This is a genomic window from Bradyrhizobium sp. AZCC 2176 (genome assembly GCF_036924645.1).
Lineage (GTDB): Bacteria > Pseudomonadota > Alphaproteobacteria > Rhizobiales > Xanthobacteraceae > Bradyrhizobium.
Genome location: NZ_JAZHRX010000001.1, coordinates 3299295 through 3326159, shown reverse-complemented (window position 1 = coordinate 3326159; position 26865 = coordinate 3299295). Strand labels below are relative to the sequence as shown.

At 62.2% G+C, this 26865-nt stretch carries 27 protein-coding genes; 14 read left to right on the top strand and 13 right to left on the bottom strand.

Annotation, left to right across the window (positions count from 1 at the left end; genetic code table 11):
* Positions 1 to 18 precede the first annotated feature (18 nt).
* The 6 genes from V1288_RS15375 to urtA all read right to left on the bottom strand — a co-directional run bounded on the left by V1288_RS15375 (position 19) and on the right by urtA (position 6595).
* The gene (locus V1288_RS15375) at positions 19 to 855 is read right to left on the bottom strand and encodes an urease accessory protein UreD (protein WP_334357845.1); all 837 of its coding nucleotides are present in this window, start codon (positions 853 to 855) and stop codon (positions 19 to 21) included.
* Positions 856 to 886: 31 nt separating this feature from the next.
* Positions 887 to 1582 (bottom strand): urea ABC transporter ATP-binding subunit UrtE, encoded by a 696-nt coding sequence (urtE, locus tag V1288_RS15370; RefSeq protein WP_334357844.1) that lies wholly within the window; start codon positions 1580 to 1582, stop codon positions 887 to 889.
* Positions 1583 to 1666: 84 nt separating this feature from the next.
* Positions 1667 to 2428 carry an urea ABC transporter ATP-binding protein UrtD gene (gene urtD, locus V1288_RS15365; protein WP_334357843.1) on the bottom strand — a complete coding sequence of 254 codons (762 nt, stop codon included), beginning with the start codon at positions 2426 to 2428 and terminating at the stop codon, positions 1667 to 1669.
* Positions 2429 to 2432: 4 nt separating this feature from the next.
* Positions 2433 to 3599, bottom strand: coding sequence for an urea ABC transporter permease subunit UrtC (gene urtC / locus V1288_RS15360; RefSeq protein ID WP_334357842.1), 1167 nt, complete (start codon positions 3597 to 3599; stop codon positions 2433 to 2435).
* Positions 3596 to 5140, bottom strand: coding sequence for an urea ABC transporter permease subunit UrtB (gene urtB / locus V1288_RS15355; RefSeq protein WP_334361311.1), 1545 nt, complete (start codon positions 5138 to 5140; stop codon positions 3596 to 3598). Before urtB ends, urtC begins: the two co-directional genes overlap by 4 nt.
* 171 nt (positions 5141 to 5311) lie before the next feature.
* A complete protein-coding gene (gene urtA / locus V1288_RS15350; protein ID WP_334357841.1) occupies positions 5312 to 6595 on the bottom strand; it encodes an urea ABC transporter substrate-binding protein in 1284 nt (427 codons plus the stop codon).
* A gap of 594 nt (positions 6596 to 7189) precedes the next feature.
* Here urtA and V1288_RS15345 point away from each other — a divergent pair.
* The 5 genes from V1288_RS15345 (at position 7190) to V1288_RS15325 (ending at position 11842) form a co-directional block, all read left to right on the top strand.
* Entirely contained in the window at positions 7190 to 8629 is a 1440-nt protein-coding gene (locus tag V1288_RS15345; protein ID WP_334357840.1) for a DEAD/DEAH box helicase, read from the top strand.
* A gap of 23 nt (positions 8630 to 8652) precedes the next feature.
* Positions 8653 to 8937 (top strand): translation initiation factor IF-1, encoded by a 285-nt coding sequence (gene infA, locus V1288_RS15340; RefSeq protein WP_057853167.1) that lies wholly within the window; start codon positions 8653 to 8655, stop codon positions 8935 to 8937.
* Between the two features lie 271 nt (positions 8938 to 9208).
* Positions 9209 to 9421 carry a cold-shock protein gene (locus V1288_RS15335; RefSeq protein ID WP_002714433.1) on the top strand — a complete coding sequence of 71 codons (213 nt, stop codon included), beginning with the start codon at positions 9209 to 9211 and terminating at the stop codon, positions 9419 to 9421.
* A gap of 296 nt (positions 9422 to 9717) precedes the next feature.
* Positions 9718 to 11415 carry a pilus assembly protein TadG-related protein gene (locus V1288_RS15330; protein ID WP_334357839.1) on the top strand — a complete coding sequence of 566 codons (1698 nt, stop codon included), beginning with the start codon at positions 9718 to 9720 and terminating at the stop codon, positions 11413 to 11415.
* A 244-nt stretch (positions 11416 to 11659) separates the two neighbouring features.
* Positions 11660 to 11842 (top strand): hypothetical protein, encoded by a 183-nt coding sequence (locus tag V1288_RS15325; protein WP_334357838.1) that lies wholly within the window; start codon positions 11660 to 11662, stop codon positions 11840 to 11842.
* Positions 11843 to 12182: 340 nt separating this feature from the next.
* On the opposite strand, the gene V1288_RS15320 is transcribed toward V1288_RS15325, so the two are convergent.
* The 6 genes from V1288_RS15320 to V1288_RS15295 all read right to left on the bottom strand — a co-directional run bounded on the left by V1288_RS15320 (position 12183) and on the right by V1288_RS15295 (position 16768).
* A complete protein-coding gene (locus V1288_RS15320; RefSeq protein ID WP_334357837.1) occupies positions 12183 to 12803 on the bottom strand; it encodes a TadE/TadG family type IV pilus assembly protein in 621 nt (206 codons plus the stop codon).
* 19 nt (positions 12804 to 12822) lie between these two features.
* Entirely contained in the window at positions 12823 to 13377 is a 555-nt protein-coding gene (locus tag V1288_RS15315) for a TadE/TadG family type IV pilus assembly protein (RefSeq protein ID WP_334357836.1), read from the bottom strand.
* Positions 13378 to 13599: 222 nt separating this feature from the next.
* A complete protein-coding gene (locus V1288_RS15310) occupies positions 13600 to 14091 on the bottom strand; it encodes a pilus assembly protein N-terminal domain-containing protein (RefSeq protein WP_334357835.1) in 492 nt (163 codons plus the stop codon).
* A 135-nt stretch (positions 14092 to 14226) separates the two neighbouring features.
* The gene (locus V1288_RS15305) at positions 14227 to 15054 is read right to left on the bottom strand and encodes a sterol desaturase family protein (RefSeq protein WP_334357834.1); all 828 of its coding nucleotides are present in this window, start codon (positions 15052 to 15054) and stop codon (positions 14227 to 14229) included.
* Positions 15055 to 15116: 62 nt separating this feature from the next.
* A complete protein-coding gene (locus V1288_RS15300; protein ID WP_334357833.1) occupies positions 15117 to 16562 on the bottom strand; it encodes a hypothetical protein in 1446 nt (481 codons plus the stop codon).
* Complete coding sequence (locus V1288_RS15295; RefSeq protein ID WP_334357832.1) at positions 16559 to 16768, bottom strand: hypothetical protein; 210 nt, start codon at positions 16766 to 16768, stop codon at positions 16559 to 16561. The genes V1288_RS15300 and V1288_RS15295 overlap by 4 nt, the downstream gene beginning before the upstream one ends.
* A gap of 310 nt (positions 16769 to 17078) precedes the next feature.
* Here V1288_RS15295 and V1288_RS15290 point away from each other — a divergent pair, with 310 nt between their 5' ends.
* From V1288_RS15290 to V1288_RS15250, 9 genes are all read left to right on the top strand, one after another.
* Entirely contained in the window at positions 17079 to 17243 is a 165-nt protein-coding gene (locus V1288_RS15290; RefSeq protein WP_334357831.1) for a Flp family type IVb pilin, read from the top strand.
* A gap of 198 nt (positions 17244 to 17441) precedes the next feature.
* Positions 17442 to 17966, top strand: coding sequence for an A24 family peptidase (locus V1288_RS15285; RefSeq protein ID WP_334357830.1), 525 nt, complete (start codon positions 17442 to 17444; stop codon positions 17964 to 17966).
* 127 nt (positions 17967 to 18093) lie between these two features.
* On the top strand, positions 18094 to 18882 hold the full coding sequence (gene cpaB, locus V1288_RS15280; RefSeq protein WP_334357829.1) for a Flp pilus assembly protein CpaB: 789 nt from the start codon (positions 18094 to 18096) through the stop codon (positions 18880 to 18882).
* A 17-nt stretch (positions 18883 to 18899) separates the two neighbouring features.
* Positions 18900 to 20366: a type II and III secretion system protein family protein gene (locus V1288_RS15275; protein WP_334357828.1), complete on the top strand. Its 1467-nt coding sequence runs from the start codon at positions 18900 to 18902 to the stop codon at positions 20364 to 20366.
* 9 nt (positions 20367 to 20375) lie between these two features.
* Positions 20376 to 21125: a CpaD family pilus assembly protein gene (locus V1288_RS15270; protein WP_334357827.1), complete on the top strand. Its 750-nt coding sequence runs from the start codon at positions 20376 to 20378 to the stop codon at positions 21123 to 21125.
* Entirely contained in the window at positions 21122 to 22393 is a 1272-nt protein-coding gene (locus V1288_RS15265; RefSeq protein ID WP_334357826.1) for an AAA family ATPase, read from the top strand. Before V1288_RS15270 ends, V1288_RS15265 begins: the two co-directional genes overlap by 4 nt.
* A 22-nt stretch (positions 22394 to 22415) precedes the next feature.
* Positions 22416 to 23882: a CpaF family protein gene (locus tag V1288_RS15260; protein WP_334357825.1), complete on the top strand. Its 1467-nt coding sequence runs from the start codon at positions 22416 to 22418 to the stop codon at positions 23880 to 23882.
* A gap of 8 nt (positions 23883 to 23890) precedes the next feature.
* The gene (locus V1288_RS15255; protein WP_334357824.1) at positions 23891 to 24868 is read left to right on the top strand and encodes a type II secretion system F family protein; all 978 of its coding nucleotides are present in this window, start codon (positions 23891 to 23893) and stop codon (positions 24866 to 24868) included.
* Positions 24869 to 24878: 10 nt separating this feature from the next.
* Complete coding sequence (locus V1288_RS15250) at positions 24879 to 25853, top strand: type II secretion system F family protein (protein ID WP_334357823.1); 975 nt, start codon at positions 24879 to 24881, stop codon at positions 25851 to 25853.
* Positions 25854 to 25971: 118 nt separating this feature from the next.
* Here V1288_RS15250 and V1288_RS15245 read toward each other — a convergent pair whose 3' ends face one another.
* Complete coding sequence (locus V1288_RS15245) at positions 25972 to 26808, bottom strand: tetratricopeptide repeat protein (RefSeq protein WP_334357822.1); 837 nt, start codon at positions 26806 to 26808, stop codon at positions 25972 to 25974.
* Positions 26809 to 26865 lie beyond the last annotated feature (57 nt).

Genomic DNA, 26865 nt, shown 5'->3' with positions numbered 1-26865 from the left:
ACTCTGGTGATTGAAGACCTAATTTAGCCAAAGCCTTGGCAGCGCCACGCCGCTGGCGCGGCCGAGCACTGCCATCATGTCGGCGCGGAGCCGGGCTGCATCTTGGGCACAGAAGCGCGCCATTGCAAATCCATTCCAGCAGGAGATGCCGACCTCGCCGCCAAACGATTCAGATGCCTCGCGGATGCGCTCCACCACAGCCTCGTCGCCCGGCACGATCAGCGCCGTGCCGATGGCGACGCCGCCTTTGGCGATGGCAGGTCGCGCCAGCTTTTCGCCGATGTCGCCGTCGAGCCGGACGGTTTCCGCAAACACGAGGCGACCGCCGCGGCGCAAGCGCCAGCGATCGACGAACTCGCCGTGCAGCATCGTTTCGCCCATCGCCGTGCGGCCGAATACCACGATTTCGCAGAGCAGAAGCGAAGCGCCTTCGGCCAGATCGATATCGATGCGCCTGACAATCCGCGCGCGGTCGAACAGGATGGTCTCCTGGGGCAGCCAGGCGAGGTGCGCGTTCGCCTCCGCCTTCAGGGCGATACTGAGCTGGGCAGCGGCGCCCGGCGCACGATAGACCTTCTCGGCCGCAGCCGTCGTCAGCGTCAGCCGTGCCCCCTCGCCTGCCGCGATATCGATATCGAAGCGGTCGCCGCCGGCGATGCCGCCGGCGGTGTTGACGAACACGCCGGACAGTCCTTCCGCTTCAGGAGAAGGAAAGCGCACGCGCAGCGAGCCGGATTCATGCAAATCGCCCCGGCGGGTGACGCCATCCTTGACATGCACGCCAAACCTGACCGCGCCCTGGGCACGGTTGGCCGCGAACGTCGCTGAACTTGCGCGCGTGCTATCGGTCCGCATCCGTCCCCCAAACGCAACGATCGATACGGCCTTACAACGCCATCTGGCGGCTGATCTCGGCGGGATCGAGGTTGGCGCGATCGCAGGCATATTTCACCGCGCCGCGGTCCATGACCGCAAAATTGTCGCCGAGCTCGCAGGCAAAGTCGAGATATTGCTCGACCAGTACGATCGCGATGTTGCCGAGGCTGCGCAAATAGGAGATGGCGCGGCCGATATCCTTGATGATCGAGGGCTGGATGCCTTCGGTCGGCTCGTCCAGCAGCAACAATTTTGGCCGCATCACCAGCGCGCGGCCGATCGCAAGTTGCTGCTGCTGGCCGCCGGAGAGATCGCCGCCGCGCCGGCCCAGCATCGTGTTCAGCACCGGAAACAGCGAGAACACGTCGTCGGGGATATGGCGGTCATCGCGCTTGAGCGGGCCAAAACCGGTCTTGAGATTTTCCTCGACTGTGAGCAGCGGAAAAATCTCGCGGCCCTGCGGCACGAAACCGATGCCGCGCCGTGCGCGCTCGTAAGGCTTGAGGCCGGTGATGTCGTTTCCATCGAGCGTGATCGATCCGCCCGCGATCGGGTATTGGCCGACCATCGCGCGCAGCAGCGACGTCTTGCCGACGCCGTTGCGGCCGAGCACGCAGGTGACCTTGCCGGGTTCGGCGGACAGCGAGACGCCGCGCAGGGCCTGGGCTGCGCCGTAGTAGAGATTGATGTCTTTCACGACCAGCATCGTCAGCCTTTCGCGAATAGCGAATGGCGAGTAGCGAATAGTTAGAAGAAGTATTCCATTCGCTATTCGCTACCCGCCATTAGCCTATCTTCCTAAATACACCTCGATCACCCGCTCGTTCGACGAGACCTGATCGATGGTCCCTTCCGCCAGCACCGTGCCTTCGTGCAGGCAGGTGACCTTGACGCCGAGTTCGCGGACGAAGGTCATGTCGTGCTCGACGACCATGACCGTCTTTTCCTTGTTGATCTCCTTCAAGAGCTCCGCGGTCTGATGCGTCTCGACGTCGGTCATGCCGGCGACCGGCTCGTCGACCAGCAGCAGTTTTGGATCCTGCGCCAGCAGCATGCCGATCTCGAGCCACTGCTTCTGGCCGTGCGACAGGCTGCCTGCCAGTCTATTGCGCGCATCCGTGAGCCGAATGGTTTCCAGCACGCGCTCGATCCGCTCGGATTCAGGCTTGCTTTCGCGCCAGAACAGCGTGCCCTTGACGCTGTGATCGACATTGAGCGCCAGCAAGAGATTGTCCTCGATCGTCTGGCTCTCGAACACCGTCGGCTTCTGGAATTTGCGGCCGATGCCGAGTTCGGCGATACGGGTTTCGTCGAGCCGCGTCAGGTCGGTGATGCCATCGAACAGCACCGTGCCCTCGTCGGGCTTGGTCTTGCCGGTGATGATGTCCATCATCGTGGTCTTGCCGGCGCCGTTCGGGCCGATGATGGCGCGCATCTCGCCGGGCTCGAGCGTCAGCGACAGATTGTTGATGGCGTGAAAGCCATCGAACGAGACGTGCACGCCGTCGAGATAGAGCAGCGCGGAAGTGGTCCTTCCCTCCATGACACTCATGCGCTCACTCCGCCGGGTTCGGTTCGCCGACGCCGTCTTCGCGCGCCGCGCTTTCAGCATTAGCCCTGTCCGTTTCTTTCCGGGACTCCCGCCAAGCAGAGAAGGTGCCGACAATTCCCTTCGGCAGCAGCAGCGTCACCAGGATGAACAACGCGCCCAGCATGAACAGCCAGTACGGTGCCAGCGGGCCCGACGTGAAATAGGTCTTGGCGTAATTGACGACGACCGCGCCGAGCGCGGCGCCCACCAGCGTGCCACGGCCGCCGACGGCAACCCAGATTACCGCCTCGATGGAATTGCCCGGCGCGAATTCAGATGGGTTGATGATGCCGACCTGCGGTACGTAGAGTGCCCCGGCGACGCCGGCCATGCAGGCCGAAAGCGTGAACACGAACAGCTTGTAGGATTCGACGCGGTAGCCGAGGAACCGCGTGCGGGACTCGGCGTCGCGGATCGCGATCAAGACCTTGCCGAGTTTCGAGGTTACCACCGCCCGGCAGACCAGGAAGGCCAGGATCAGCGCGAGGCAACTCAGTGCGAACAACGCCGCACGGGTGCCGTCGGCCTGCACGTTGAAGCCGAGGATGTCCTTGAAGTCGGTCAGACCGTTGTTACCGCCGAAGCCGAAATCGTTGCGGAAGAACGCCAGCAACAACGCGTAGGTCATCGCCTGGGTGATGATGGAGAGATAGACGCCGGTGACGCGGGAGCGGAAGGCCAGCCAACCGAAGCAGAACGCCAGCAGGCCCGGCACGACCAGCACCATCAACGCCGCGAACCAGAACATGTCGAAGCCGTACCAGTACCATGGCAGGCTTGGATAGTTCAGGAACACCATGAAATCGGGCAGGATCGGGTTGCCGTAGACGCCGCGGCTGCCGATCTGGCGCATCAGGTACATGCCCATGGCGTAGCCGCCGAGCGCGAAGAACGCGCCGTGGCCGAGCGAGAGAATGCCGCAATAGCCCCAGATCAGATCGATTGAGAGCGCGAGAATGGCGTAGCAGGCGTATTTGCCGAACAGCGCGACCAGATAGGTCGGCACCTGTAGCGCCGAACCGGCCGGCAGCAGCAGGTTGGACAGCGGGATCAGTACGCCGAGCCCGGCGACGACGACGAGGAAGATGGTGGCGCTGCGATCCAGCGAACGCGTCAGGACGTGTGCCGTCATGCTTCCACCGCCCGGCCCTTGAGCGCGAACAGGCCACGCGGCCGTTTCTGGATAAACAGGATGATCAGCACCAGAATGGCGATCTTGCCGAGCACGGCGCCCGCCACCGGCTCCAGGAACTTGTTGGCGATGCCGAGCGTGAACGCGCCGACCAGCGTGCCCCACAAATTGCCGACGCCGCCGAACACGACCACCATGAAGCTGTCGATGATGTAGCTCTGGCCGAGGTTGGGGCTGACATTGTCGATCTGCGACAGCGCGACGCCGGCGATCCCGGCAATGCCCGAGCCGAGACCAAAGGTCAGTGCATCGACCCGCGAGGTGGCAATCCCCATTGAGGCCGCCATGCGTCGATTTTGAGTGACCGCGCGCATCTCGAGCCCGAGCGCCGTGTAGCGCAGCATGGCGAGCAGGATGACGAAGACCGCCAGCGTGAAGCAGAGGATCCAGAGCCGGTTATAGGTGATGGTGATCTGGCCAAGCTCGAACGCGCCGCTCATCCAGGTGGGATTGCCGACCTCGCGGTTGGTAGGACCGAACATGGTGCGCACGGCCTGCTGCAGCACCAGCGACAGGCCCCAGGTCGCCAGCAGCGTTTCCAGCGGGCGGCCATAGAGGAAGCGGATGATGCCGCGTTCGATCAGGACGCCAATGGCGCCGGCGACGAGGAAGGCCAGCGGCACCGCGATCAACAGCGAGTAGTCGAACAGGCCGGGATAGCGGGTGCGGATGACTTCCTGCACCACGAAGGTGGTATAGGCGCCGATCATCACCATCTCGCCATGGGCCATGTTGATGACGCCCATGACGCCGAAGGTGATCGCAAGGCCAATCGCCGCGAGCAGCAGCACCGAGCCCAGCGACAGGCCATACCAGGCGTTTTGCACCATCGACCACATCGCCAGATTGCTCTGGATCGAGGCGATCGCGCTGGCCGCCGTACGCGCGACGTTGGGCGGCAGGTCGCTGCCGAGCCCGGTCAGAAGCGCCATCGCCTCCTGGTCGCCCTTCGCCTTGACGACGGCGACGGCTTCGAGCTTTTCGACCTCGGTGGCATCGGCCTTGTAAAGCAGGATCGCGGCGCGGGCCTCGGCGAACGCCGTCTTGGCGGCCTTGTTAGTTTCCTTCGCCAGCGCGCCATCGATCACGGCAAGCGCGCTCTCCTCGTGGCTCTTGAAGACCGATTGCGCGGCCGCGATGCGCTTGGCGGGATCGGGCGACAACAGCGTCAGGCCGCCGAGGGCGGCCTCCACGGCGCGGCGCAGGCGATTGTTGAGACGGACGGCAGCGGCATTGTCGGGCAGCTTGTCGACGGCGGCTCCAGTGGCGGCATCGATGATCTTGCCGTCGCTCCCGGTCACGAAAACCTTCTTGGTGTCAGGATCGGCCGACAGCCGGCCGTCCTGCAGCGCGCTGATGATGGGAAAGGCCAGCGGATTGCCCGATGTCGCGACCGCGCCGATCGCCTCGTCGGTATCGGAAAAATCGTCATTGGCGAATTTGGCGACCGCGTCCTCGAACGGCCCCGCCAGCGCCGGCATCGCGAACGCTACGGCCAAAAGGAGTGCGAGCAAAACCGCGCGAAAACGGTGAAAGAAATAGGCAGACACAATACGACCCCGGCAGGAGTGGGGAGAAGGCGGCGGCACCGCCGCCTTCTCCGGTCTCTCTTGGTAATTCTCTTGGAGGGTTTATTGCAACTCAGACAGAGATCAGGAGCCCTGACCGCCGCACTTGTTGGTCTTGGTGTTGTAGTTGCCGCACTTCTTGCCGACCCAGTCGCCGATCAGGTCCTTGGAGCCCTCGAGCTCCTTCGACCAGGCGTCACCGGCGACAAGACCCGGGGTCTTCCACACCACGTCGAACTGGCCGTTGGCTTTGATTTCGCCAATGAACACCGGCTTGGTGATGTGATGGTTCGGAAGCATCTTGGAGGTGCCGCCGGTCAGGTTCTTGGCTTCGATGCCGGGCAGCGCGTCGATCACCTTGTCCGGATCGGTCGACTTCACCTTCTCGACCGCCTTGACCCACATTTCGAAGCCGATGACGTGCGCTTCCATCGGATCGTTGGTCACGCGCTTCGGATTCTTGGTGTAGGCCTGCCAGGCCTTGATGAACTTCTCGTTGCCCGGATCCTTGATCGACTGGAAGTAGTTCCAGGCGGCGAGATGGCCGAGCAGCGGCTTGGTGTCGATGCCGGCGAGTTCTTCCTCACCGACCGAGAACGCGACAACCGGAATGTCGGTCGCCTTGATGCCCTGGTTGCCGAGTTCCTTGTAGAAGGGAACGTTGGCGTCGCCATTGATGGTGGAAACCACGGCGGTCTTTTTGCCGGCCGAGCCGAACTTCTTGATGTCGGCCACGATCGTCTGCCAGTCGCTATGGCCGAACGGCGTGTAGTTGATCATGATGTCTTCCTGCTTGACGCCCTTCGACTTCAAGTAGGCTTCGAGGATCTTGTTGGTGGTGCGCGGATAGACATAGTCGGTGCCGGCCAGCACCCAGCGCTTCACCTTTTCGTCCTTCATCAGGTAATCAACCGCGGGGATCGCCTGCTGGTTCGGCGCCGCACCCGTGTAGAACACGTTGCGCTCGCTCTCCTCACCCTCGTACTGCACGGGGTAGAACAGGATCGAGTTCAGCTCCTTGAACACCGGCAGCACGGACTTGCGCGACACCGAGGTCCAGCAGCCGAATACGACCGAGACCTTGTCCTTGGTGATCAGCTCGCGGGCCTTTTCGGCGAACAGCGGCCAGTTCGAGGCGGGGTCGACGACGACGGCTTCGAGCTTCTTGCCGAGCACGCCGCCCTTCTTGTTCTGCTCGTCGATCAGGAAGAGGATGGTGTCCTTCAGCGTGGTTTCGCTGATGGCCATGGTGCCGGAAAGCGAGTGCAGGACGCCGACCTTGATGGTCTCCTGCGCCTTGGCGTTTGAAAATGCGGCCAGACCCAAAACCAGGCCGGCGGTCGCCGCCAGCCAGCGACGGCGGCTCATCGTCGTTATATCGTGAGTCAATTGAGTAAGCATGAGGTGTCATCTCCCTGACGCAGACGCGTTAAACGCTGCGAACGGCCCCACGGCCGCCTGCGTTGACGGAATCGCAAGAACCATGCCATTGGCAGAAAACGGAGTAAGCCCATCTAACTGCTTGGGAATCCCGAGTGCGCGGAAAGGAGCGGCAGCAAGTCTGCTTATTTTTTAGACGGCGTAAATGTATGCTTTCGCGGCAAACTATCTATTTTTTGTGCAAAAGCCGCAATTTGGCTAAATTTCTTGCACGAATTTTGATCGTTTGGATTTCTAACGGGCGTCGCGGCTGGCCTGGACGATCAGTTTCCTTAACCGCGTGGACGACAGGCGCGGAATTCGCCTTGAAAGCGCCGTGCTGGTGCTCCATATGATCCTCGTGACCTAGAGAATCATCAGGTCCTTGCGAGCCGCGTGTTCTGATCCCGTTTTGCGGTTTCTGGCTTGCCCCCTTCAGCTAGCAAAACCGACGCCCCAAACACGCGGGTGTCTCAGACACACTCGCGCGCTCCTGGCTGACATCGCCGGGCGCCTGCCTTTTTTAATGGAAAGAACCCTCTTTTGACCTCCTTTCAGGATTTCGGCCTCGCCGATCCCATCTCGCGTGCGCTCAAGGAAGAAAATTACCACACGCCCACGCCAATCCAGGCCCAGACCATTCCCCTCGCATTGACCGGCCGTGACGTGGTCGGCATCGCCCAGACCGGCACCGGCAAGACTGCAGCGTTTGCGCTGCCGATCCTGCACCGCATCCTGGAGAACCGGGTCCGGCCGCAGCCGAAGAGCTGCCGCGTGCTGGTGCTGTCGCCGACCCGTGAATTGTCCGGCCAGATCCTCGACAGTTTCAACGCCTACGGCCGCCACATCCGCCTGACCTCGGCGCTGGCGATCGGCGGCGTGCCGATGGGCCGCCAGGTCCGCTCGGTGATGCAGGGCGTCGAAGTCATGGTCGCAACCCCCGGGCGCCTGCTCGACCTCGTCCAGAGCAACGGACTGAAGCTTAACCAGGTCGAGTTCCTCGTGCTCGACGAAGCCGACCGCATGCTCGACATGGGCTTCATCAACGACATCCGCAAAGTCGTCGCCAAGCTGCCGATCAAGCGTCAGACGCTGTTCTTCTCGGCCACCATGCCGAAGGACATCGCCGAACTCGCCGAATCCATGCTGCGCGACCCCGCCCGCGTGGCGGTGACGCCGGTGGCCGCAACTGCCGACCGCATCACCCAGCGCATCATCCAGGTCGATTTCGTCGCCAAACCGGCGGTGCTGGCCCAGCTTCTGAAGCAGGAACCGGTCGACCGTGCGCTGGTCTTTACCCGCACCAAGCACGGCGCCGACAAGGTGGTGAAGGTGCTGGCCAAGGCCGGCATCAACGCCAACGCCATCCACGGCAACAAGTCGCAGAACCACCGCGAGCGCGTGCTGGCGGCGTTCCGCACCGGCGAGATCCGCACCTTGGTCGCGACCGATATTGCCGCCCGCGGCATCGACGTCGACGGCATCAGCCATGTCGTGAATTACGACCTGCCCAACGTTCCCGAAACCTATGTCCACCGCATCGGCCGCACGGCCCGCGCCGGCGCCGAGGGCATCGCGATCTCGCTGATCGCTGGCGCCGAGGAAATGGGCTATCTGCGCGACATCGAGCGGCTGATTCGCATTGCACTGCCGCGGGAAGACCGCCGCACGCCGGGCAGCCGGGACGCCGCGCCGGCAGCCTCGCAGCACCCCGCCCAGCACCGGGGCGGACGGTCGGCGCCGCGCGCCCATACGGTCCGTTCCAATGACGGCGTACAGGCTTCAAAAGGCCCTCGCCGACGCCGCCGCGGTGGTGGTAATAATGCGCCGCCGCAGCCGAACCGGCACGAGCAGCCGCGTCCGGCGCAGCAGGGCGGCAAGAGCCAGGCCGGCCAAAGCGAAGGCATTCAAGGCGTCGCCTTCTTGCATCGCGAGAGCCGTCCGAATAATCAACCGAACCGTAGCCACCGACCGCAGCGCTAGCCTCGATCGACCTGGAGACCACCATGGCTAAAGAAGAGCTGATCCAGTTCGAAGGACTGGTGACCGAAATCCTCCCCGACGCGCGCTATCGCGTGCAGCTCGATGCCGGACACGAGATTGTTGCCTATACCGCGGGCAAGATGAAGAAGAACCGGATCAAGACGCTCGCAGGCGATCGGGTAACGATCGAAATGTCACCTTACGATCTGGAGAAAGGACGCCTGATCTTCCGTCACAAGGACGAGCGTCCAAGTACCGGAGCCCCGCGTAGCGGGCCGCCGCGCGGCGGCCAGTTCCGCCGCCGGTAAACGCGCCATTAACGCCTGCCGAAATCGCGCCCGATACGCCCATATCGTGCGCGGTCGCGGCCGGCTGGCCGGCCGAATCAAAAAATCGTGCACGTCAGGATTGTTTTGACCACTACTATCGAATAATATTAGCCATCGATTTTCGGCCGGACGACATTAGCTATCCACCGGTACAGCCGGTTTAGACGCTGACGACCCTTCCAAAAATTCGATCTCACCAGCCCATCGAAGGGTGGGCTACGACTTGTATATCTGAGAAGGGACTACCCCCGTGAGCATGGGAACCGTGAAGTGGTTTAACGCAACCAAGGGCTATGGCTTCATCCAGCCGGATGACGGCGGCAATGACGTGTTCGTGCACATCAGCGCTGTCGAACGTGCCGGCCTCGGAACGTTGCGTGAAGGCCAGAAGATCTCCTACGAAATCGTGGCAGATCGCCGCTCTGGCAAATCTTCGGCCGACAATCTGCGCGCCGCCGGATAAGGGATTTCTTCGGGCCTCGGCCAAGAAATCCCGTTCGAAATATAGAAAGGCCGCGCTGATGCGCGGCCTTTCTTATTGGGTCGATGCGAGCGATTTAGCGAGTCGACGAAGAACGCACAGCCGTGGCGCCTTCACGGAGCCCACGTAGTGGAGCGCACGTAGTAAAGAGATCGTAACCACGGTTGCTGAAATCGGTCACATCCGAGATCGGCCTGTTTTTCGCCAATCAAATTAAGGGGCACTTAGGGAGGCCAAGGCTACGATCACGCGCTTTTGGATAGCCAAGGGGCGTTGTCGTGCCATTTCGTCTTAAGCAGTGTCTTTCCCGTTTCCGTCGCGATCAACGCGGCAATATCGCGATAATTTTCGGGATCGCGGCGATCCCCCTGATATCGGCCGTTGGTTCTGCGGTGGATTACTCGCTCGCGACCAGAATGAAGGCAAAACTGCAATCCGCGGCAGATGCCGCGAGCATTGCCGCGCTTGCGCAGAAGTCGCCTGGCTTCCTCGCGGCTTCGGTGATGTCTGGCAACGGCTCGGTAACCGCCGGCGTTACCGATGCCAATAATGTCTTTGACGCCAACATGAGCGGGATCACGGGCTACCAAAACCTGGTTCGCACCAGCTCCGTTACGAAGACCGGAATCAAGCTGACTGCCAGCGTCCAGTTCACTGCCGAGGTGCCGGTGACCTTCATGAAGGTGCTTGGGTTTCAGAAACTGACGGTAACGGGCCTTTCGAGCTCAGCCGCCGCGCTGCCGCCGTACCTCGATTTTTATTTGACGCTGGACGTCTCGGGCTCGATGGGCTTGCCGTCGACGAGCGACGAGCAGAAGCGGTTGGGCGCGATCAACCCGGATAACTGGGTCCAATACCGCAACAGCACCGGCATCAGCTGTACCCTTGCCTGCCATTTTGCGCCGCAAAAGAGCGCGTGCGTCGATCCCCCCGTTACTGCCCCTACCGCTCCGCCTGCCAATCCCCCCACCAGTACCACTTCGTATACACAGCAATACAATACGAACAATTATTGCATGGGCTACGTGTATTCGCGTCTCAGCCAGACCGCGCTCAAGAACCTCATCAACCAGGCTTCGACCAGTTCCGTAAAGAAGCAGGTTCCTGGCTTGCCGATAGCGATGCTTCCCGACCTGAATACGACGGTTACCCCCGGCTCGCCGAATTCGCTGATTACCGGCAACTCTAAGAGCCTGCCGTACAGCGTGCCGGCGGTTTCATCCTGCCCGAAAGATGGCACCGACGACTGCATCCAGTTGCGCCTCGACGCGGTCGGCTACGCCGTGAACGAATTGTTCAAAACCGCGAACGCCGAGATGAAGGTTGCCAACCAGTTCCGGATCGGCCTCTACCCGTTCATTCAAAAACTTTATGCCTATTTTCCGCTGACCAGCAGCATCAACGGCTCTCCCACCAATTCCTCGACCATCAACTATGCGGCCGCAAACTTGGCCACGCTGCTTGATACCAATATGAATTCAAACCTTGGCTCCGGCGGCACGCATATCGATACCGCGCTTACTTCGGTCAATAACCTCATCTCCGGCGGTACCGGCACCGTCGGCGACGGCAGCACCCCGACCACCCCGCAGCCTTACGTCTTCCTCGTCACCGACGGCGCACAAGACAACCAATACAAAGACGTTCCCAACGGCAGCTGGCACGGCAGCAACCGCGCCACCACGATTGATAAACAGAACACCCTGGCGACCGTTCCCTCCTGCGAAACCCTCAAGGGCCGCGGCGTCATCGTTTCCGTGCTCTATATTCCCTATCAACCGGTTTCACCCGTGGTCACGACCTTTGCCGGCGACGAAGACACCTATGCCAACAACAACATTAAGTATATTCCGGCCAGCCTGAAGAAATGCGCGTCGCCCGGCTACTTCTACACCGCGAACACGCCCACTGATATCACCACGGCGCTGAACGCCATGTTCAAGCACGCGCTGCAGACCGCGCATATTACGCAATGACCTGGAAGGCGGCGCGGGCGGCGCCGTGAAGTAAACACCGAGCCTCAGAAAGCCCCGGAGCGATCCGGGGCTTTTTATTGATCGGCGCACAAGGGTGTACCGTGATTGCGCCCGGGTCGATGGCATGGACCGGCAAGGCCACTGGACGGACCGCGGAGACGCCAAGGGTTGATTTGGGCCGGCCATCAGACCTCCAATGGACTGTTTGGCCGCGTGGGCCCTTAAAATTCGGTCAGAATTACGGATGGCCCACGAGGCCGGCGCCTTCTTCGGGTTCTATCTCAAGGCGGCAGGTGTCCAGATGGACTACGATGAGATCGGTTGCCCGTTCGGTAGCCGGCACAAGCAGGCGCTAAATCGAGGAATTCCGCGTGGCTCGCACGCGATAGATCTTGATCCGATTGGATTGAATCGGATCAAGATCTAATGTCTTGGCGGATGATCCCCCCGACGAACGCTTCGCGTTTGTCCCAAGCGAAAACCGGTTCCCGCTTGCGCTAACGCGGCCCTGCGGGTGCGGATCATGGGCAGCTCAAGCCCCACGATGGCGTTGGGCAGAAGCGCCTTGTGTCGGTCAGTGGAGAGTTGGACGTATCCCCGCGCTAAAACAGTGCTGCCATACGGAAGCGGCTTTCCGATGCACCGGATCGAGCCCGCCCTTACCGAAGCTTGAACCAATGCAACCGACGAATACAGCGCCGGTCCTCCTCCAGGAGAAGGTCGCGGTGAACGCTACGAGTTGCGAAGGTTATCGCAGACTGCTGCCGTCACAGCGTCGGGCAGTTGAGAGGCAGGGGATCCGAAGCGGATGCTCGATATTTAACGCAGAGCTCCAGGCGCGGACGCGTGAAGGCGGCATCTTCAACGGTCTTGCCAGCCTTCGCCAGGATATAACCGACGGCCGGCGTGTACTTGTAGCTGACCTCGCTCCAGATCACGTATGTCCCCTTGGCCACGACGAGAGTTGGAGGCAACGGCACAATGTCACCCTGATTATGAGGCGGCGTCGACGCGATCGCGACAACGCCTCCTGTATCGATCGTCAACCCCTTGCTCCACTGAACCCGAGCGACCCCCGTCGCGCTATCGACGTAAACCTCCGTGATCGAGGATACCAACGGCGACGCCGGGTAGGGTGTCATGATCGCCTTTGCCGTTTCGCCAAAACTGATGATATCGGCATTCACCACGCTCTTCATCTGAGAGGTAAGATCGGAAAGCGTTCGCGCCACCTGGGTAGCCTTGCGATCCACAGCAATGGCCGACGAAATCTCGACCACTCCGAGGAACATCACCACCATCAGCGGAAAGATCATGGCAAACTCGATCGCGGCGAGGCCGCTGCGATCATCCAACAAGCCGCGCACGCGAAGCGACACCTTCTGCATCGGGGATACCATCATCGTATCACGGCTCTACATGAAAAGCGGCGGTCGCAGCGAGCAGCCGCTGTCTGCCGTTGAGATTTGCGATGTCGTAGCCGAATCCCGTCACATACAGCGGCCATTTATAAAAAGCGCGAATGACGACGGTGTTGGGAGAGCCGGCTGCCGGGAGAGAATACGAGAAAGGTCCGGTCAGGCTTCCAGCGACGATCGGAGCGGTAATCGTGATCGCGGTGCCCGGGGGAAAGACCTTCAGATCCACAGTAAGGTTGGCCAGATTGCCGTCGCAGTTAAACATCACCTTGATGCGATTGCAGAGGTCCGTTTTGAACGCAGCTTCGTCCATGCCGCTGTCCTGGGCTTGATGCGTGAGCATCAGCCGCGCGCTTTCCTGCATTCCATGGTCCAGAACCTGTCCTGCAAAAAAAATAATCGCCGTCTCGAGAATCGCGAACAGCACGCCGAAGAACAACGGCGCAATCAGCGCAAACTCGACGGCGGCCGAACCCCGGCGGTTGCGGCGAAATCGGTACAGTGCATTTCTGACAGAGACTGTTGCAGCAGCGGGTGATGACATCGAAAGATCCCCAGACGGCACGATTATCCGCCTGCAAGAACTACCTGAAAGTGATTGTGGAAGTGTTTCGTCGAATCGAGGCAGAGCGGCCCGGCCCGCTAACCGGACGTTAACTCTCTTCGAAACGAGCCTCGTGCGGGCCGAGGTCGATTCGCGGACAGGATAATGTGCCGGACACGCCGACTAGAGTTTCGGTTCTGATTGAATCAGAACCGAAAGAGCTCAGTTTGCCGATTTGGTCCCGGCGCTGCTGGCTTGGCCGCTGAGAGAACCGGCCTGGTCGATCGCCGATTTGAAGTAGGTTTCGCCGTCGCCCAGCGTAACCCGGCGCTGGCAGATCGGCATGCAGCTATAGGACTCGCGCTCGACGCCGCGGTAGACGGTGACAAGCTGATCGGTCGGGCCTTCGACCTGGATCTGGCGGTCCACCAATACCTCGCCGTTGCGGTCCATGGCGATGAAATTGGTCGCGCCGTAGCCCTTGCCGGTGACGACGACGATGCCGCCGCTCTGCAGCGTCACGTCCGCAATCAGCGGGTTTCCGACCACGATGGTGGAGACCTTGGCCGGAAGCTTCACGAGCTTTGCCTGGTCGACATAGACGGCGATTCGGTCGGGATCGGGCGCTGCCAGGCAGACGGCGGGCCACAGCAGGAGGCCTGCAGCGAGAGACGATCCAAAATGCGCGCGCGCGCGAATACGCTTGAACGACATACTTTACCCCGGGGCATCAACAAGCCGGCAATGGCGATACGCAGCGGAACCGGCGCCCGACACACTGAATCTGACGACAATTCATGAACAAAGGGCAAATAGGCCCCGCAATGGGGCAAGAAATCCGCGACCCGCCTATTTGCGGAATGGGTAAGCCAGTTGCCCAATGATCTCCCGCGGGAACGAGGGCTGATCGTCCACGCCGTACTGCTCCGGCAGGCGATCCGATGGCATCCGGAAGGTCCCGAACAGGATGTCCCAGAGCGGAAAGGTGCCCGCGAAATTGCTGTCGCCGCCTTCTTCGCGCGCGGTGTGGTGCCAACGGTGAAACACCGGCGTCGCCACGACGTATTTGAACGGTCCGAGGGTCCAGTTGAGGTTGGCGTGAACGAACGCCGAAAGGAAGATGTTGAACGGGCCGAGCCAGAGCATCACGCCCGGCGAAATGCCGGCCATCAGCAGCGCGACGTCGACCCCGATGGTACCTAGCAGCAGGTTGACGGGGTGAAAGCGCGCCGCCGAGATCCAGTCGACATCCTCCGACGAATGGTGAATGGCGTGGTATTTCCAGAACCCGCCGCCATGAAACATGCGGTGCAGCCAGTACATCATGAAGTCGGTTGCGACCAGAAACAGGATCGCCTGCAGCCACAACGGCAGCCTCGACAACGGGCCGTGGCCGTTGTCGTAGAAGGCGATCAGCTCGTCGGCGTCGCGAATTCCGAACACCAGCGCGGCGCCGAGCACCAACAGGGCGATGCGGAACACGCGCGCGAACAGCGGCACCAGGAACCAGTAGCAGATGTCGGTGACGAGTTCGCGCTTGCGCCACCAGGGCTTACCGGGATTGCAGGCCCAGAAATGCGAAAGCATCGAGAACAATAGCGCCAGCGCGATCGTGACCGGCACCACCTTGGCCATCGTCTGGCCCAGCATCTCGACGACTTCGATCGGCAGGTTCATCCGGCCCGCGTAGCAGAATCCCCGCTCGCCCGCCAGTTGGAGTCCCCAAAAGATCGGCCGGATCAGTTGGCCGTGCGAAGGTGCAGCACCGCATTCTCATCGGCGTAGGCGCGCCGCCAGCCGCCAATATGATCGAGCAGGCCGACCGCAGGCGTAGACGGCGTCAGCAGCACGGCGTCGATGTCCCATTTCTTGAGAATGTCGAGAAACTGGTTGACGTCCTTGAGCTTGAGCGCACGGTAATAGGCCATCTCGAACGCTTCGCCGTAGAGTTCGGCGCGTCCGTCGACGAATACGGGAATCTGCCGCCAGATCAGATAGCCGCCGAACGGAAGGTCGTTGAGAACCCGCTTCGGATTATGCGCCTTCAGCGCATCGACGGCCGCGGAAGGCGACTGGCTTTCGCGCGGTGCAAACGTGGCGTTGGCCGCGAGCAGCCATGTCGAGCCGCCGAGCAGGACCATTACTGCCGCCATCACAGCCATCGGGACGCGGGCGTGCCAAGCCGGCCGCAGCGCGAACTGCGACGCCACCGGCGCGAGCACCACGATCGGCAGCAGCAATGCGAAGATCTCGAAATTCCTGACATGCGACAGCGCCATGTGCAAAAGGCCCAGCACCAGCGCGATCCGCGGCGGCGACAGTTTGACGCCGCCGTAAAGCGCGCCGGCGATCAGCGTGAGGATCGCCATCTCGAACTCGCCGAACTTGCTGAAGTCCGCCGGCGTCCATTCATAGATCAGATGCAGGAGTTCGCCGAGATCGAGAATCTTGCGTGCGGCGAGGATCGATCCCCAGCCGTAGGGCGTGGCGCAGCAGGCCGCCAACGCGCCGATGCCGAACGCCGCCCAGCGCAGCACCAATGGCTTTTGCTGCGCCCGATCGGCATTCCACAGTGCATCGAGCGCGAACGCGCCGACCAGCACCAGGCCAAACACGAATCCGCCGTGCAGGTTCGCCCACAACGCGATCAACGAGAGCAGCCATGGCGACGGCGCCTGGCCGCGCTCGCTCGCCGACATCAGCCCGTTCGCCCACGCAAGCATGATCGGCAGGGCCAGCACATGCGGCCGCGCCAGAAAATGCCCCATCGAAAGCGCCAGCGCCATCATCGCGACGGCGAACGCATAGGTTGCGGGAACACGGCGGCTGAGAATATGAGTGAACAAGGCGAATGTCACGGCGATGCAGGTCGAGGCGAGAACCACCGGCCCGATCCAGCCCGCCAGATTGTAGCTTACCGCATAGAGTACCTGCGCCAGCCAGGACGACGATGTCCATGGCTCTCCGGCCTTGGTGAAGGAATAGATGTCGGTGCGCGGCAAGGCGTGGTGATCGAGGATCCACTGACCCACGGTGATCTGCCAGTAGGTATCGGAATCGTTCAGGAGCATGCCGCCATTGCTCAATAGCAGCGCGTAGACACCGATGCCGACCCATAGCCATGCAGGTACCTGGCCGAGGATGGCGGGCTTCGCATTGGAAGCGGCTGCAATAATTGTATTCATGCCATCAGCCCGCAAAACACCGGCTCGAAGAACCAGTAACAGATGGCGGTGATGAACTCGCGCTTGCGCCACCGAAGCTTGGCGGGATTGCAGGCCCAGAAATGCGAGAGTGCCGTAAACACGAGGGCGAGCGCGATCGTGACCGGAACGACGTTCGCCATCGTCTCGTCTATCACCTCGCTGACTTCCATTGGCAAACCGGACATGACGGCCTCGTTCGATCGGGGACCACAAGGGGTATCCGCTCGCGCTTAAGGGGCCGTGAATCAAAGGAGTCGCTCGACACTGCGCGATCGCGACGAACGACCCCGCAGTCGCAGCTTGCATTTTATCGAGCGCCTTAATGCAGTGTTTACTGTGCTCAAGAACTGCAAGTTCCAGGCATTTTTGCACGGTCGAATTAACTGCGCCGAAATTGTCGCACCCTAGGGTGACGCCATGGTCACGGTGCTGAGAACGCCGGCCAGACCAAACTTAAGTCCGACCAGCCACGTGTCTACACAGGAGCTATCATCTATGAAGAATCTCGTTTTGCGTTTCGTGAAGGATGAGTCCGGCGCCACCGCCATCGAATACGGTCTGATCGCTGCCGGCATCTCGGTCGCAATCATCGGCATCGTCAACGGCATCGGCACCAAGCTGAGCACGGCCTTCAGTACGATCTCGACCGACCTGAAATAAGCGACGGTTGCGAGCAAGCGTCAAAAGGCCCCGGCAAGCCGGGGCCTTTATTCGTTTTGGCAGGCGTGCGCTGGATCTAGCAAGCCGCCGGATGTGGCACGAGCCGCGACATTCCGGCGTTTCCCGATTGTTCATTTCTCGTGGCTAGGCTCGGCCAGAGCCTGGACCCCGGGCTAACCGCAGGGTGTGTGAAAATTCATGATTCTCGATATTGCCCGCCTCCTGCTGTTTCCGGCTCTGATGGCGTTCGCAGCCGCGAGCGACCTGTTCACGATGACGATTTCGAACCGGGTGTCGCTGGCGCTGATCGCCGGCTTTGTGCTGCTCGCGGTGCTGGGCGGCATGGGCCTGCACGACATGCTCATGCATTTCGGCGCCGGCGCCGCCGTTCTGGTGGTGGCTTTTGCCTGCTTCGCGATGGGGTGGGTCGGCGGCGGCGATGCCAAGGTCGCGGCCAGCGTGGCGCTCTGGTTGGGTTTCGACCAGCTTCTGAATTTTCTGGTCTACGCGTCGCTGTTCGGCGGGGCACTGACGCTGTTGCTGCTGCAGTTCCGGCAGTGGCCGCTGCCCTACCCGCTTTCGAGACAGGTCTGGCTGGACCGGCTGCACGACAAGCAAAGCGGAATCCCCTACGGCATCGCGCTCGCCCTCGGCGCGCTGACCGTCTATCCGGAGACCGCATGGATCAAGGCGATCGACCTCGCGCACCTCGCCATGCGCTGATCCAACGCCGCTAACTTTCCGTTAAGGCAATTTACACACGCCTCATTAACCATGCTTTGACGAATAGCTGGTCAACTCCCATCACGGCGACGGAAGCGTCGCAGCGTAATGTGGAAAGTGAAGCGTAATGAATACCGCACGCATTGTGGTCCTGGCCATCGCTATCGGCGCCGGCGGCATTGCCGCATATCTCGCCAGCGGGTCCGGCGACAAGCCTGCGCCGGCCCAGCCCGTCGCGCAGATGCAGACCGTCGATATTCTCGTCGCCAAATCGGATATCGGCCTCGGCCAGTCGGTCAAGTCGGACGATCTGCAATGGCAGACCTGGCCGGCCTCGACCGCCAGCAGCAACTTCATAAGCCGCGCCAGCAGGGCCGACGCCGTCAAGGAGATCACCAGCTCGATCGCGCGCGCGCCGTTCATCGCGGGTGAGCCAATTCGCGAGCAGAAGCTGGTGAGGGCCGACGGCTCCGGCTTCATGGCGGCGATTCTGCCCGCAGGCTTCCGGGCCATTTCCACCGAAATTTCGCCGGAAACCGGCGCCGGCGGCTTCATCCTGCCGAACGACCGCGTCGACGTGATTCTTACCAAGCGCGTGAAGAACCCGGACGGCAGCGGCCCGGATATCTCCAATTCGGAGATCATCCTCAGCAATGTCCGCGTTCTCGCTATCGACCAGGCACCGAAGGAAAAAGAAGGCACCAGCGCGCTGGTCGGCAAGACGGTTACCCTCGAACTGAAGCCCGACCAGGCCGAGACGCTGGCGCGGTCGCGCCAGAACGGCACGCTGACGCTGGCGCTGCGCAGCATCGCCGACGTCAACGCGGTCGAGAAGCCGGACGAACAATTCAAGCGCGGCGAAAACCTCAACGTCATTCGTTACGGCGTTGCCAGCCAGCAGACGATGCAGAAGTGACCGAAAGGACGCACGATATGAAGTGCAGGGAAGTTCAGCCGATGATGCGAACGTTCATCGTCCGCGCCCTGTCGTTTTCGGCCGTGGCTGCACTCACGCTCAATCCGGCGCTGACGCCGGTGGTGGCGAGCGACTATCGCGTTGCGCCCCCGCCCGTCGCCGATGGTCAGATGAACGCGCGCTTCGTTTCGCTCGGGATCGGCAAATCCTTCGTGATCGACCTGCCGCGCGAGATCAAGGACGTGCTGGTTGCCGATCCGAAGGTCGCCAACGCGGTGGTGCGTTCGACCCAGCGCGCCTATATCATCGGCGCCGCCGTCGGCCAGACCAATATCGTTTTCTTCGATTCCACCGGTGCACAGATCGCGGCCTATGACATCGCGGTCAAGCGCGACCTCAACGGCGTGCGCGCGGCGCTGAAGCAGTCGCTGCCGAATTCGGAGATCCTGATCGAAGGCATCGGTGACGGCGTGGTGCTGAGCGGCACCGCGGCAAGCCCGATCGAAGCGCAGCAGGCCGCCGACATTGCCGCCCGTCTGGTGGGCGGCGCCGAAAAGGTCGTCAATTCGATCGCAGTTCGCGGCCGCGACCAGGTGATGCTGAAAGTCACGCTTGCTGAAGTCCAGCGCTCGATCATCAAGCAGATGGGCATCGATCTCAGCGCCAACCTGACCTACGGCACATCCGTTGTTAGCTTCAAGAATAACAACCCGTTCACCGCAAACAGTGCGCCGCTCGTCCCCGGCAATGCCCTTACCGGGGCTTTCGGCGCGACGCCATCCGTGCAGGCGACGCTGCGCGCGATGGAAAGCGCCGGCGTGGTGCGGACCCTTGCCGAGCCAAACCTCACAGCCATTTCCGGCGAGTCCGCAACATTTGTCTCCGGCGGCGAATTTCCAATTCCGACCGGGGTGACCTGCCAAACCACAGCGGGCGGTGGCCTCGGAAACTGCGTCCAGACAGTCAGCTTCAAGAAATTCGGCATCTCCCTCAACTTCACGCCGGTCGTGCTGACGGAGGGACGGATCAGCCTTCGGGTGATGACCGAAGTGTCGGAAGTCTCGACCGAAAACGCTTTGCAGGGCGGTGCCGGCGGCACAACGATTCCCTCGATCAAGACCCGCCGCGCCGAGACCACGCTGGAAATTCCCTCCGGCGGCGCGATGGCGATGGCCGGCCTGATCCAGGAACAGACCAAGCAGGCGATCAACGGTCTGCCGGGTCTGGCGCAACTGCCGGTTCTCGGCACGCTGTTTCGCAGCCGCGACTTCGTCAACAGCCAGACTGAATTGATGGTTCTGGTCACGCCCTATGTGGTGCGTGCAGTTGCGCAGAAAGACCTGTCGCGTCCCGATGACGGCTTTGCCAGCGCGTCGGATCCGCAGGCCGACCTGCTCGGCAGCATCAATCGCATCTACGGCGTTCCGGGCCGCGTCGAGAAGGCGCGGAATTATCGCGGCACCTACGGCTTTATTACGGACTGAGGCGGGACGATGACAGCACAGAGCACAAAACCCGCCGATCGCAAGCGCGCGCTCCGCCTGACCGCAGCGCTGATCGGTGTTTCCGTGGCGCTCGGCGCCTGCAAGCATACCGTCGTCGATCCCGTGACGACGGCCGGCGTGCCCGACGATTACCGCCAGCGCCATCCGATCGCGGTCCAGGAAGCCGACCGCTCGATCGTCGTTTTCGTCGGTCGCGGGCGCGGCGGCTTGTCCGCCTCTCAGCGCGCCGACGTCATGGGCCTAGCCCAGGACTGGCTTCGCGAAGGCACCGGCGTCATCAGCGTCGACGTGCCCGTCAATACCCCGAACGCGCGGGCGGCCGAGGATTCCTTGCGCGAGATCCGGGCGACCTTTGCCGCTGCCGGCGTGCCGCCGCGCGCGATCAATGTCCGTCAGTATCACCCGGAAGATCCCAGGCATATGGCCGCGATCCGCCTCAACTATCCGAAGATCTCGGCGGTGGCCGGGCCGTGCGGGCTGTGGCCGGAGGATCTCGGACCGTCGATCAACAACAAGGGCTATTTCGACAACAAGCAGTACTACAATTTCGGCTGCTCCAACCAGCGCAACCTGGCGGCGATGGTCGATAACCCATCCGACCTCGCGCAGCCGCGTCCCGAAACCCCAGCCTTTGCGCCGCGCCGTGGTATAGCCTTCGAAAAGTATCGCAAGGGCCTTTCCACCGCGACCACCTATCCCGAGAGCGACAGGGCCAAACTCAGCGATACCGGCAAATGATCACTTACCAGCGTCAGAATTCAGAACAGCAGCCGCATATCACGGCGCCCTCGACCGAGGATCACATCGCGCCGGCGCCGCGGGTGTCGGTACAGGCTTTCTGCGATACGGTGGAAACCGCGGCCGCGGTGCAGGCGGCGGGCGAGGACCGCCGCCTCGGCAAGGCTCATCTCAAGATCCAGATGGGCGGCATGGCCGCTGCCATCGAGGCCTACCGCTCGGCCCCGACCCCGAACGTCATCATCCTGGAGACCGAAGGCCGCAACGACATTCTCACCGGCCTCGACCAGCTTGCCACCGTTTGCGACGCCGGGACCCGCGTGATCGTGATCGGCCGCATCAACGATGTCATGCTCTATCGCGAACTGGTCCGCCGCGGCGTCAGCGACTACGTCATCGCTCCGGTCAGCGCCATCGACGTCGTGCGCTCGGTCTGCAACCTGTTTTCGTCGCCGGAAGCCAAGGCCGTTGGCCGCATCATCGCCATCGTCGGTGCCAAGGGTGGCGTCGGCGCCTCCACCGTCGCGCATAACGTCGCCTGGGCGATCGCACGCGATCTGGCGCTGGATTCCGTGGTCGCCGACCTCGACCTCGCCTTCGGCACCGCCGGCCTCGACTACAACCAGGACCCGCCGCAGGGCATTGCGGACGCGGTGTTCTCGCCCGATCGGGTCGATACCGCGTTCCTCGACCGCCTGCTGTCGAAATGCACCGACCACCTCAGTCTGCTGGCCGCGCCGGCTACGCTGGATCGGGTCTACGATTTCGGCGCCGAGGCGTTCGATTCGATCTTCGATACGCTTCGCACCACGATGCCCTGCATCGTGCTCGACGTTCCCCATCAATGGTCGGGATGGACCAAGCGTGCCCTGATTGCAGCCGACGATATTCTGATCGTCGCGGCGCCCGATCTGGCGAATTTACGCAACACGAAGAACATCTTCGATCTCCTGAAGGCATCGCGGCCAAACGATCGCGCGCCGCTTTATTGCCTGAACCAGGTCGGTGTGCCGAAGCGGCCGGAGATCCCCGCCAGCGAATTCGCCAAGGCAATCGAAAGCCAGCCGATCGCCACTATCCCGTTCGAGCCGCAGATGTTCGGCTCGGCCGCGAACAATGGCCAGATGATCGCGGAAATCTCCGCCACACATCGCACCACCGAAATGTTCCTGCAGATCGCGCAGCGGCTTACCGGCCGCGGCGAGACCAAAAAGCCCAAGAGTTCGTTGCTGTCGCCCTTGATCGAGAAGTTGCGGGCCAAGAAGTAGGTCGCCCGCGTGGAGTGTCATCGTGTTCGGTAAGCGTAGCGGAAATGATAGTGATACGCGGGTACTGAAGCCCGCCATTCAGGCGCCGGAGCCGGCTTCAGTGCCGGCCGTTGCGCGCGAGATGGCCGCGCCGGCCGTCGCTTCGCCTCCAATCGCGCCGATGAAGGCGCCACCGCCCGCCCCGGCCATGGAGGCGCGGCGGTCCGACAATTACTATCAGGTCAAGGCGACCATCTTCGGTGCCCTGATCGAAGCGATCGACCTCGCCCAGCTTGCCAAGCTGGACGGCGAGTCGGCGCGCGAAGAAATCCGCGACATCGTCAACGAAATCATCGCGATCAAGAACATCGTGATGTCGATTGCCGAGCAGGAAGAGCTGCTTGACGACATCTGCAACGACGTGCTCGGCTACGGCCCGCTGGAGCCGCTGTTGTCGCGCGACGACATCGCCGACATCATGGTCAACGGCGCCGGCACGGTGTTCATCGAAGTCGCCGGCAAGATCCAGAAGACCGGCATCCGCTTCCGCGACAATCAGCAGCTTCTCAACATCTGCCAGCGCATCGTCAGCCAGGTCGGCCGGCGCGTCGACGAATCCTCGCCGATCTGCGACGCTCGCCTCGCCGACGGCTCCCGCGTCAACGCCATCGTTCCGCCGCTGGCGATCGACGGGCCTGCGCTCACCATTCGTAAGTTCAAGAAGGACAAGCTGACGCTCGATCAGCTCGTCAAGTTCGGCGCGATCTCGCCAGAGGGCGCGCAGATCCTGCAGATCATAGGTCGCGTCCGCTGCAACGTGCTGATCTCGGGCGGCACCGGCTCCGGCAAGACCACGCTGTTGAACTGCCTGACCCAGTTCATCGAACATGATGAGCGCGTCATAACCTGCGAAGACGCCGCCGAACTTCAGCTCCAGCAGCCTCACGTGGTGCGGCTGGAAACCCGCCCGCCCAACATCGAAGGCGAAGGCCAGATCACGATGCGCGAACTGGTCCGGAACTGCCTGCGTATGCGTCCCGAGCGCATCATAGTCGGCGAAGTCCGTGGACCAGAAGCGTTCGATCTGCTGCAGGCCATGAACACCGGCCACGACGGCTCGATGGGAACGCTGCACGCCAACAATCCCCGCGAAGCCCTGTCGCGCTGCGAATCGATGATCACGATGGGCGGCTTCTCGCTGCCCTCGCGTACCATCCGCGAAATGATCTGCGCCTCGATCGACGTCATCGTGCAGGCCGCGCGCCTTCGCGACGGTTCACGCCGCATCACCCACATCACCGAGGTGATGGGCATGGAAGGCGATACCATCATCACGCAGGACGTATTTCTTTACGACATGATCGGCGAGGACGCGAACGGCAAGATTATCGGGCGGCACCGCTCGACCGGAATCGGACGTCCGCGGTTCTGGGAGCGGGCACGATATTACGGCGAAGAGAAGCGGCTTGCGGCCGCGCTCGATGCCGCCGAAGTCATCGAGACCGTTTGAGGAATGCGATGAGCATGCAGATACTTGCACTGGCCTTTCTCGCCGCCACTACTATCGGTGGCCTAGCCTGGGTATTCATCTATCCGTCGCTGTCGGGTGAGCGGAAGGCCGAATCCCGCCGCGCCTCAATCGCACGGACCGACGCCCCGGCGCGCCAGACCGAAAAAAGCCAGCGTTCGCGCCGTGACCAGGTCGAAGGATCGCTGAAGGAGCTCGACGCCCGCCGCAAGAAGGACAAGTCCGTGCCCCTTTCAACCCGCCTTGCGCAGGCCGGTTTGGGATCGTGGACGCCTCAGAAATTCTGGATCGTATCAGCCGTTTCCGGCGCGGTTGGATTCGTGCTCGCTTTTATGTTCGGCGGCCACCTGCTGGGCGCCGCCGTGATGGCTTTCGGCACCGGCCTCGGCCTGCCGCGCTGGATCCTGGGCTATCTCAAGAAGCGCCGCGAGAAAGCGTTTCTGAAGGCGCTCCCCGACGCCGTCGACGTCATCGTGCGCGGCATCAAGGCCGGTCTGCCGCTGTTCGAATCCATCAAGGTGGTCGCCGCCGACGCGCCGGAGCCGCTCAAGAGCGAGTTCCTGGCTATCATCGAAACCCAGACCATCGGCATGCCGCTAGGCGAGGCCTGCGCTCGCCTGTATGAGCGGATGCCGCTGCCGGAGGCAAACTTCTTCGGCATCGTGGTCGCGATCCAGCAGAAGTCGGGCGGCAATCTGTCCGAAGCGCTCGGCAATCTGTCCAAGGTGCTGCGCGATCGCAAGAAGATGGCGGAGAAGATTCAGGCGATGTCGATGGAAGCCAAGGCCTCGGCCGGTATCATCGGCTCGTTGCCGCCGGCCGTGATGATGCTGGTGTGGATCTCGACGCCCGACTACATCGCACTGCTTTGGACCACCCACGTCGGCCAGTTCATGCTGGTGTGCTGCGTCGCCTGGATGACGATCGGCGTTCTGGTGATGAAGAAAATGATCAACTTCGACTTCTGACGGTGCGCCTATGATTGAGTTCCTGATCGCCAAGATGCACGACGCGCGGTTCATGACCATGCTGCTTGCCGCCATCGCGGCGAGTGCGACCGCCTATACGCTGATCATGCCGCTGTTTGCCGGCGAAGGTCTTGCCAAACGCATGAAGGCGGTCGCCAGCGAGCGCGAGCGGCTTCGCCAGCGCGAGCGCGAACGCCTCAACAAATCGGAGAAGGTGTCGCTGCGGCAGACCCCGAAGCAACTCGTTTCCAAGGTGGTGGAAGACTTCAACCTGACCAAATGGCTGGCGCAGGAAGCCGCACGCGACAAGCTGATCATGGCCGGCTATCGCGGCCACGCGCCCTACGTCACTTTCCTGTTTGCCCGCGCGGTGACGCCGATCGTGCTGTTTCTCGGCGCGGTCCTCTACGTGTTCGTGATCACCAACTTGGACAAGTCGCTGACGGTCAAGCTCGGCATCTGCATCGGCGCCGCCTATCTCGGACTGCAGGCGCCGATGCTGTTCCTGAAGAACGCCATCAGCAAGCGACAGCTCTCCATCAAGCGCGCCTTTCCCGACGCGCTCGATCTCCTGCTGATCTGCATCGAGTCCGGCATGTCGGTCGAAGTCGCCTTCCGCAAGGTTTCCACCGAGATCACGTCGCAATCGATCGCGCTGTCGGAGGAATTCTCGCTGACAACGGCGGAATTGTCATACCTGCAGGATCGCAAGGTGGCCTACGAGAACCTCGCCAAGCGCACCGGGCTGGAGGGCGTGAAATCGGTCTGCCTGGCGCTGATGCAGTCGGAACGCTACGGCACCCCGCTCGGCCAGAGCCTGCGCGTGATGGCGCAGGAAAACCGCGACATGCGGATGACCGAGGCCGAGAAGAAGGCGGCGGCGCTGCCGCCGAAGCTGACCGTGCCGATGATCCTGTTCTTCCTGCCGTGTCTGTTCATCGTCATTCTGGGGCCGACCTACATCAAGATCCAGATGATGCCGTAAGGCGAACGGCGCAGCCGCTGCTGCGCCGTTCGACGTCGTCAACCCCGGCTTGCCACGGCACGCGCGACGCCGGATTGACAGTAGACAGCCTTGAATATCGGGATTCAGAACCGAAGCTCTAGTCCGGCCGGCTGAGCGCTGCAACCGGGACGGCCGCCTTGTTGCCGGAAGGACGCGAACTGTCCTTGTCTTTGCGGCTCAGCATTTCCCGCAGGTAAGCCACGTTGGTGGCCGCCTCGTCGGCGGGCAGATCGCCCTTGGCGATGGTCTCGGCTTCCGCGAAGCGGCCCTGCAGGCCGACCACGAGCGCCAGGTTCTGCCGCACCCTGCCGTCGGCGCCGGGATTGGAATAGGCGCGCCGTAGCGTTTCCTCGGCCTGCGGCAGCTCCCGCGTCAGCATGTAGGAGAGACCGAGATTGGACAGCACCGAGGGTTCTTCCGGCATGATCTTCAGCGCGCTCGCGTAATAGCGGCGGGCCTCCTCGTGCTTGGCCATCTTGTCGAGCGTGGTGCCCTGCACCGAAAGAATGCGCCAGTCGGGATTGGCCGGCGAATGGGCGCGGCTGAGTACGTCGAAGGCGGCCTGCGAATTGCCGTTGTCGGCGAGCGCGCGACCGTAGGCGGCGAGCAGCGCCTTGTTGCCGGGATGGGCGATGGTTGCCTGCTCGAGCACGGCGACGGCCTGCGCCCGCTGGCCGGTGGCGCGCAGCGCCTGGCCGTAACCCAGTGCCGCCTCGGCATCCTTGGGGTTGGCGCGGTAGCGCTCGCCGTAGACCTCGGCCGCGCGGCGCGGATCCTCAGGAATGGTTTGCGCTTTGGGAGACGATGAGGTCAGCGATCCTGTTATGTCGGACATGGTCTGGCAGCCACCAAGGCCTGCGGCCAAAACCGCGGTTACGGCCGCGGAGGTCAGGAACCGGGCAAGCGATCCGGCGTGGCTGGACTGTCGACGCATGGCACCTTAACTCACGGGAATGGCTGATGAATGGAGCCGAACGCGCCAGCAATAGAC

What these genes read in the sequence shown, in the direction of transcription:
- V1288_RS15245 (WP_334357822.1), bottom strand. Translation starts at nt 26,808, where the DNA reads ATGCGTCGACAGTCCAGCCACGCCGGATCGCTTGCCCGGTTCCTGACC.
- V1288_RS15265 (WP_334357826.1), top strand. Translation starts at nt 21,122, where the DNA reads ATGATCACTTACCAGCGTCAGAATTCAGAACAGCAGCCGCATATCACG.
- cpaB (WP_334357829.1), top strand. Translation starts at nt 18,094, where the DNA reads ATGAATACCGCACGCATTGTGGTCCTGGCCATCGCTATCGGCGCCGGC.
- urtB (WP_334361311.1), bottom strand. Translation starts at nt 5,140, where the DNA reads ATGCCGGCGCTGGCGGGGCCGTTCGAGGACGCGGTCGCCAAATTCGCC.
- V1288_RS15255 (WP_334357824.1), top strand. Translation starts at nt 23,891, where the DNA reads ATGAGCATGCAGATACTTGCACTGGCCTTTCTCGCCGCCACTACTATC.
- urtD (WP_334357843.1), bottom strand. Translation starts at nt 2,428, where the DNA reads ATGAGTGTCATGGAGGGAAGGACCACTTCCGCGCTGCTCTATCTCGAC.
- V1288_RS15320 (WP_334357837.1), bottom strand. Translation starts at nt 12,803, where the DNA reads ATGCAGAAGGTGTCGCTTCGCGTGCGCGGCTTGTTGGATGATCGCAGC.
- V1288_RS15375 (WP_334357845.1), bottom strand. Translation starts at nt 855, where the DNA reads ATGCGGACCGATAGCACGCGCGCAAGTTCAGCGACGTTCGCGGCCAAC.
- infA (WP_057853167.1), top strand. Translation starts at nt 8,653, where the DNA reads ATGGCTAAAGAAGAGCTGATCCAGTTCGAAGGACTGGTGACCGAAATC.
- V1288_RS15290 (WP_334357831.1), top strand. Translation starts at nt 17,079, where the DNA reads ATGAAGAATCTCGTTTTGCGTTTCGTGAAGGATGAGTCCGGCGCCACC.
- urtE (WP_334357844.1), bottom strand. Translation starts at nt 1,582, where the DNA reads ATGCTGGTCGTGAAAGACATCAATCTCTACTACGGCGCAGCCCAGGCC.
- urtC (WP_334357842.1), bottom strand. Translation starts at nt 3,599, where the DNA reads ATGACGGCACACGTCCTGACGCGTTCGCTGGATCGCAGCGCCACCATC.
- V1288_RS15270 (WP_334357827.1), top strand. Translation starts at nt 20,376, where the DNA reads ATGACAGCACAGAGCACAAAACCCGCCGATCGCAAGCGCGCGCTCCGC.
- V1288_RS15305 (WP_334357834.1), bottom strand. Translation starts at nt 15,054, where the DNA reads ATGAACCTGCCGATCGAAGTCGTCGAGATGCTGGGCCAGACGATGGCC.
- V1288_RS15250 (WP_334357823.1), top strand. Translation starts at nt 24,879, where the DNA reads ATGATTGAGTTCCTGATCGCCAAGATGCACGACGCGCGGTTCATGACC.
- urtA (WP_334357841.1), bottom strand. Translation starts at nt 6,595, where the DNA reads ATGAGCCGCCGTCGCTGGCTGGCGGCGACCGCCGGCCTGGTTTTGGGT.
- V1288_RS15300 (WP_334357833.1), bottom strand. Translation starts at nt 16,562, where the DNA reads ATGAATACAATTATTGCAGCCGCTTCCAATGCGAAGCCCGCCATCCTC.
- V1288_RS15315 (WP_334357836.1), bottom strand. Translation starts at nt 13,377, where the DNA reads ATGTCATCACCCGCTGCTGCAACAGTCTCTGTCAGAAATGCACTGTAC.
- V1288_RS15325 (WP_334357838.1), top strand. Translation starts at nt 11,660, where the DNA reads ATGGCCCACGAGGCCGGCGCCTTCTTCGGGTTCTATCTCAAGGCGGCA.
- V1288_RS15285 (WP_334357830.1), top strand. Translation starts at nt 17,442, where the DNA reads ATGATTCTCGATATTGCCCGCCTCCTGCTGTTTCCGGCTCTGATGGCG.
- V1288_RS15295 (WP_334357832.1), bottom strand. Translation starts at nt 16,768, where the DNA reads ATGTCCGGTTTGCCAATGGAAGTCAGCGAGGTGATAGACGAGACGATG.
- V1288_RS15310 (WP_334357835.1), bottom strand. Translation starts at nt 14,091, where the DNA reads ATGTCGTTCAAGCGTATTCGCGCGCGCGCGCATTTTGGATCGTCTCTC.
- V1288_RS15275 (WP_334357828.1), top strand. Translation starts at nt 18,900, where the DNA reads ATGAAGTGCAGGGAAGTTCAGCCGATGATGCGAACGTTCATCGTCCGC.